The sequence below is a fragment of the Rhodoferax sp. genome (assembly GCF_025354435.1).
Classification (GTDB): domain Bacteria; phylum Pseudomonadota; class Gammaproteobacteria; order Burkholderiales; family Burkholderiaceae_C; genus Rhodoferax_B.
This window is the reverse complement of sequence record NZ_JANXMU010000019.1, coordinates 120,116-126,457: the sequence shown is the minus strand read 5'-3', so window position 1 is coordinate 126,457 and position 6,342 is coordinate 120,116. Positions and strand designations below refer to the sequence as shown.

General features: G+C 64.3%; 5 protein-coding genes. 3 read left to right on the top strand and 2 right to left on the bottom strand.

Annotated features, from left to right (window positions below):
* Positions 1 to 189, top strand: a 189-nt coding sequence (locus Q0T48_RS05115) for a hypothetical protein (protein WP_295953315.1), incomplete at its 5' end; no start/stop codon positions are given.
* Positions 190 to 1,021: 832 nt separating this feature from the next.
* On the opposite strand, the gene Q0T48_RS05110 is transcribed toward Q0T48_RS05115, so the two are convergent.
* Complete coding sequence (locus Q0T48_RS05110) at positions 1,022 to 2,509, bottom strand: PLP-dependent aminotransferase family protein (protein ID WP_295953312.1); 1,488 nt, start codon at positions 2,507 to 2,509, stop codon at positions 1,022 to 1,024.
* A gap of 72 nt (positions 2,510 to 2,581) precedes the next feature.
* Between Q0T48_RS05110 and gabT the strand changes: the two genes are divergently transcribed.
* The gene (gene gabT / locus Q0T48_RS05105) at positions 2,582 to 3,889 is read left to right on the top strand and encodes a 4-aminobutyrate--2-oxoglutarate transaminase (protein WP_295953309.1); all 1,308 of its coding nucleotides are present in this window, start codon (positions 2,582 to 2,584) and stop codon (positions 3,887 to 3,889) included.
* 12 nt (positions 3,890 to 3,901) lie between these two features.
* Positions 3,902 to 5,371 carry an NAD-dependent succinate-semialdehyde dehydrogenase gene (locus tag Q0T48_RS05100; protein ID WP_295953306.1) on the top strand — a complete coding sequence of 490 codons (1,470 nt, stop codon included), beginning with the start codon at positions 3,902 to 3,904 and terminating at the stop codon, positions 5,369 to 5,371.
* A gap of 158 nt (positions 5,372 to 5,529) precedes the next feature.
* Here Q0T48_RS05100 and Q0T48_RS05095 read toward each other — a convergent pair whose 3' ends face one another.
* Positions 5,530 to 6,321 (bottom strand): SDR family oxidoreductase, encoded by a 792-nt coding sequence (locus Q0T48_RS05095; protein WP_295953303.1) that lies wholly within the window; start codon positions 6,319 to 6,321, stop codon positions 5,530 to 5,532.
* Positions 6,322 to 6,342: the final 21 nt, after the last annotated feature.

The following is a 6,342-nucleotide window of genomic DNA, read 5'->3' as shown; positions in this document are numbered from 1 at the left end:
TTTGCGGTGCTGGGCGAATCCCGCTTCTTGGTCGGCGGCCAGGGCCAGGGTGTGTTGCTTCATCTTTGTCGCCTTGTGAGGGATGACAATACCAATGCAAGTCACGCGCCAGGTCGGGACTTATTCAGCGTTGCCTTAACCAGCTGGTTGAGTTGCAATGTATTCATGCTTCAAGATGATTTTCGCTAAGCGATGTTCAAGGTGACTAACGAAAGATGCATTGCCATCCGATTTGAAGACGAAGTACTCGCCGTGTTGATTTGTCGCGTAAACCGTGAGAGCGTAGGTCGTGCTCTCACCATTACTTCGGTCTACATCTTTGCGAACGACTACGGCGCTTCTACCTTCAAAGACAAGCTTTCGATAGCTTGAGTGGATGGTACTCTCGAGAAACTGCTGCATTGCTATGTCAATTCGAGAAGCGCGCCCACGGTTCTTTAAGTAAAGAAGATAGGCCGCGATTCCGGCCAGTGAAAGCACGAAGACCACAGTCGCTAAGAGGTTCGCGTCGTACATGTGTGAAACGGCTAATGTGATTTACACCGTAAACCCTGCGGTTTAAATTGGCTACCGAGGTTTAAATCATCCATCGGAATCTCCCGGAAGTGGCTTGCAGACTGGTTTTCGTAGGGTGAGCCGGGTTGTATACGGGTCTAAAAATTCCGCCAAACCCCGCAGCTCAACGATGGCCCACTATAGCCCGGCGAAGCCTTGTGACTCCTCTCGCACCGGTATCTTTCCTTCAAAAGGCGCAGGCGTAAAACGCTCTATTTTCTGTAGCTGCTTGCGCAAGTGGCATATGCACCAGAGTCACTTTTTTCTTAAATATTTTGATCAGAGTTTATGGTGGCGTATGCAGCGCTGGATGCCACAGTCGCCGCTGGCCGGGGACCGCGGTGAAACCCTACACCGCCCTTACCGCCAAACCGCCCAGAGGGGTCGGAGCACGAATGCGGGTGGCACCGCGCTGGTTCTGCAAACCGTGTCGCGCAATCGTGATCCGACCCCACCGGGCTACCCTCTACAAAAACCCCCGCACCACCTGCGCCAGCCGCGCAAAGCTCGGACCAATCTCCTCCTCCGGCACCGCCCCATAGCCCAGCAGCAGCCCCTTGGTCGCCGCCGGTTGGCGCAGGTGGTACAGCGACAGCGGCCGGGTGCTGATGCCTGCGCGCAGGGCGGCCTGGGCCACGGCGGCATCGTCCAGGTGCGGCGGCAGGCCCAGCACCAGGTGCAAGCCCGCATCGCCGCCCAGGATGGGCAGCTGGCTGCCAAATTCTTGCCCGATGGCGTGGATCAGCGCGTCGTGGCGGGCGCTGTAGATGGCGCGCATGCGGCGGATGTGGGTGGCGTAGTGGCCCTCGCTGAGGAACTGCGCCAGCACCGCCTGCTGCACGGTCTGGCCCTCTCGGAACAGCTCGTTCAGCGCCTGGGCAAAGCCGTCCACCAGGTCGGGCGGCAGCACCAGGTAGGCGATGCGCAGGGCGGGGTACAGGGTTTTGGAAAACGTGCCCAGGTAGACCACGCGGCCTTGCGTGTCCAGGCCCTGCAGCGCGGGCAGCGGGCGGGTGCCGTAGCGGAATTCGCTGTCGTAGTCGTCCTCCACCACCCACACACCGTGCACCGCCGCGTAGTCCAGCAGCTGCTGGCGGCGGCCATGGCCCATCAGTGCGCCCAGCGGGTACTGGTGCGAGGGCGAGAGGAACATCACCCGCGGCGGCTGGCGCAGCTGGGCCGGGCTGGGGGCCATGCCCTCGGCATCCAGCGCCACCGGCTGCAGGTCCAGCCCGTGGGCGCGGAACACGCTGCGTGCGCCCCAGTAGCCGGGGTCTTCCAGCCACACGCGGTCACCCGGGTCGGTGAGCAACTGGGCCACCAGGTGCAGCGACTGCTGGGTGCCGCTGGTGATAACCACCTGCTCCGGACTGCACACCACGCCGCGCGTGCCCTGCAGGTAATCCGACACGGCCTGGCGCAGCCCCGCGTCGCCTGGGCCGGTGGCGTAGGTGAGCTGCGCGGGGGTTTGCCTGCGGGCGGCGCGGGCCTGCAGGCGGCTCCAGATGGCGGTAGGGAACATGCGCACCTCGGGCACGCCCGGGGTGAACGCGCCCCATTGCAGCGGTGCCGCACCGGCTTCGCGCACCAACTGGCTGCCACGGCGAGAGAGCAGCTCTGGCCGGGCTTGGCGTGGCGCTGTGCTGCGGTCGGCCAGGCGCGGGCCTACGGCGGCCACAAAGGTGCCCCGGCCCACACCCGCCTGCACGTAGCCTTCCAGCGCCAGTTGCTCGTACACGTGGACCACGGTGTTGCGGGCGATTTGCAGCGCCTGGGCCAGCACGCGGCTGGGCGGCAACTGGGTGCCTGCGGCCAGCACGGCGGTACGGATACCGCGCTGCAGAATGCCGTAGAGCTGGCGGTGGTCGTTCTGGGGGCTGGCAGCGTCAAACTGGCGCTGCACGAAGTCGGGCAGGGCTTCTAATTTACGGTCTAGTTGGCGGATTGGTTCCATTAACTAACTGTAATTGGTTCTATTTGCAGAGCCAAATAAATTTTAAACTGCGGCTTCCACTTAAGGACACCCATGAACACCGCCGTCGCCCCCTCTGCCGTTACCCAATCCGCCATCCCCACCAACGCCCAGCTCGACCAGCGCCGTGCTGCGGCCGCTCCGCGTGGCGTGGGCATTGGTTTCCCCATCTACGCCGACCGCGCGCTGAACTCGGAAATCTGGGACGTGGAAGGCAACCGCTACATCGACTTTGCGGCAGGTATCGCCGTGCTCAACACCGGCCACCGCCACCCGCGCCTGGTTGCCGCCATCCGCGAGCAGCTCGACCACTTCACCCACACCGCCTACCAGGTCGTCCCCTACGAGAGCTCGGTGTACCTGGCCGAGCGCCTGAACGCCCTGACCCCCGGCAGCCACGCCAAGAAAACCGCCTTCTTCACCACCGGTGTGGAAGCGGTAGAAAACGCCATCAAGATCGCCCGCGCCCACACCCGCCGCCCCGGCGTGATTGCGCTGACCGGCGCGTTCCATGGCCGTACCTTCATGGGCATGGCGCTGACCGGCAAAGTGGTGCCGTACAAAGTGGGCTTTGGCCCCTTCCCCGGCAGCATCTACCACGTGCCTGCCCCGATGGACGTGCACGGCGTGACGGTGGACGACACGCTGCACGCCATCCAGAACCTGTTCAAGTGCGATATTTCGCCCGACCAAGTAGCGGCCATCATCATTGAACCCATCCAGGGCGAAGGCGGCTTCTACGTGATGCCCCCGGCGCTGATGGTGGCCATACGCGCCCTGTGCGACCAGCACGGCATCGTGATGATTGCAGACGAGATCCAGACCGGCTTTGCCCGCACCGGCAAGCTGTTTGCCATGGACCACCACACTGTCGTGCCCGACCTGATGACCATGGCCAAGAGCCTGGCCGGTGGCATGCCTTTATCTGCCGTGTGTGGCCGCGCCGAAATCATGGACGCACCCGCGCCCGGCGGCCTGGGCGGCACCTACGCCGGTAACCCATTGGCCATCGCCTCGGCCCACGCCGTGCTGGACGTGATTGCTGACGAGCAGCTCAGCGCCCGTGCCGAACGCCTGGGCAAGGTGCTGACCGACCGCCTCAACAGCCTGCGCGCCACCGTGCCGCAGATCAGCGACGTGCGCGGCCTGGGCTGCATGGCCGCCGTGGAATTTGCCAAGGCCGACGGCACGCCCGACACCGACTTCACCAAGCTGATCGTCCAGCGCGCCCAGAAAGCCGGTTTGCTGCTGCTGACCTGCGGCGTGTACGGCAACGTGATCCGCTTCCTGTTCCCGCTGACGATTGAAGATGCTGTGTTGGCGGAAGGCCTGGACATTCTCGCAGCCGCCATGACCGCCTAAAGAAATCACCTGATGACCACCACTCTGAACCTCAAAGACCCCACCCTGCTGCGCCAGCAGGCCTTCATCGCCGGTGCCTGGGTTGATGCCGACAACGGTGAAACCGTGCCGGTGACCAACCCCGCCACCGGCGAGGTGCTGGGCACCGTGCCCATGTGCGGCACGGCCGAAACGGTGCGCGCCATTGCCGCCGCCGAAGTCGCCCAGCGCGCCTGGCGCAATGTGTCAGGTAAAGAGCGCGCCGCCATCCTGCGCCGCCTCAACGACCTGATGCTGCAGCACCAGGACGACCTGGCCCTCATCCTTACCTCCGAGCAGGGCAAGCCGCTGGCCGAAGCCAAGGGCGAAATCGTTTACTCGGCATCGTTCATCGAATGGTTTGCCGACGAGGCCCGCCGCATCTACGGCGACACCATTCCCGCCCCCACCGGCGACCGCCGCCTGCTGGCCATCAAGCAGCCCATCGGCGTGACGGCGGCCATCACGCCCTGGAACTTCCCCACCGCCATGCTGACCCGCAAGGCCGGTCCGGCATTGGCTGCAGGCTGCTCCATGGTGGTCAAGCCCGCCACGCAAACGCCCTACTCGGCCCTGGCCTTTGCCGAACTGGCCGACCGCGCCGGTGTGCCCAAAGGCCTGCTGTCGGTGCTGACCGGCTCCGCCAGCCAGATCGGCGGCGAAATGACGCGCAGCCCCATCGTGCGCAAGCTCACCTTCACCGGCTCCACCGAAGTGGGCCGCACGCTGATGCGCCAGTCGGCCGACACCATCAAAAAGCTGTCGCTGGAACTGGGCGGCAACGCGCCGTTCATCGTGTTCGACGATGCCGATCTGGACGCGGCCGTGGATGGCGCAATGATTTCCAAATACCGCAACACCGGCCAGACCTGCGTCTGCGCCAACCGCATCTACGTGCAGCGCAGCGTGCTGGAAGCCTTCACCACCAAGCTGGTGGCCAAGGTGCAGGCGCTCAAGGTGGGCAACGGCGTGGACGCGGGTAGCACCCAAGGCCCGCTGATCGACGCCAAGGCCGTGGCCAAGGTGAAAGAGCACATCGCCGACGCCATAGCCAAGGGCGGCAAGGTGCTGGCCGGCGGCAAGCCGCATGCGCTGGGCGGCCTGTTCTTTGAACCCACCGTCATCGGTGGCGCGACGGAAGACATGCTGTTTGCCCAGGACGAAACCTTCGGCCCGCTGGCCCCGATCTTCGTGTTCGACACCGAAGCCGAGGTGATAGCACGCGCCAACAACACCGAGTTCGGCCTGGCCGCCTACTTCTACAGCCGCGACATCGGCCGCGTGATGCGCGTGTCGGAGCAGATCGAGTCGGGCATGGTGGGGGTGAACACCGGTTTGATCTCCACCGCCGAAGCGCCGTTTGGCGGCGTCAAGCAGTCGGGCCTGGGCCGCGAGGGCTCGAAGTACGGGCTGGATGAGTTCATGGAGATGAAGTACATCTGCCTGGGCGGTCTGGACCGCTAAGGTTTAGGCTGCCGGGGACGGTAGCGTACTAGAAGCGGAACCATTCGCTTCTTTTTTAATAGTAAAAAATAAGAGCTGCCCGTGCTTATCCTGTAAGCACAAGCAGCTCTTTTTTGCACTTGAAAATAGGCCGAAAAGTCGGAAAACACCAGCCCACCTTACAGCGCCGCCGTTACCCCGCCATCCACATACAAAATGTGCCCGTTCACAAACCGCGACGCGTCGCTGGCCAGGAAGATCGCCGCACCCACCAGGTCTTCCACGTCGCCCCAGCGGCGCGAGGGCGTGCGGTTCAGCAGCCAGGCGCTGAAGGCGGGGTCGTCTACCAGGGCCTGGTTCAGCGGGGTTTTGAAGTAGCCGGGGCCCAGGCCGTTGACCTGCAGGCCGTGCGGGCCCCAGTCGATGGCCATGCCTTTGGTGAGCATCTTCACTGCACCCTTGGTGGCGGTGTAAGGGGCGATGTTGGGGCGGCCCAGCTCGCTCTGCACCGAGCAGACGTTGATGATCTTGCCGCGCCCGCGCGCAATCATGTGGCGGGCGACGGGCTGGGCGACATAGAACACGCTGTCCACATTGGTCCGCATCAGCTCGGCCCAGTCCGCCAAGGGAAAGGTCTCCAGCGGCGCGCGGCGCTGTATGCCGGCGTTGTTGACCAGGATGTCGATGGGGCCGTGGTCGCGCTCCCAGCCATCGACGGCCTGGACGGCAGCGGCGGGGTCGGTCACGTCAAACGGCAGACTGGTGGCGGTGAAGCCCAGCGCCTGCAGTTTATGCGCGGCCTCGGCCAGGCGGGTGGCATCGCGGCCATTCAACAACAGATGGGCTCCGGCCGATGCCAGGCCGCAGGCCAGCGCAAAGCCAATACCGCTGCTGGAGCCGGTGACCAGCGCGGTGCGGCCGGTCAGGTCAAAAGTCGCGAGCGCGGGGGGAAGGGTGTGGGGTGTTTGCATAAGCGCCACTCTACGCTAGCA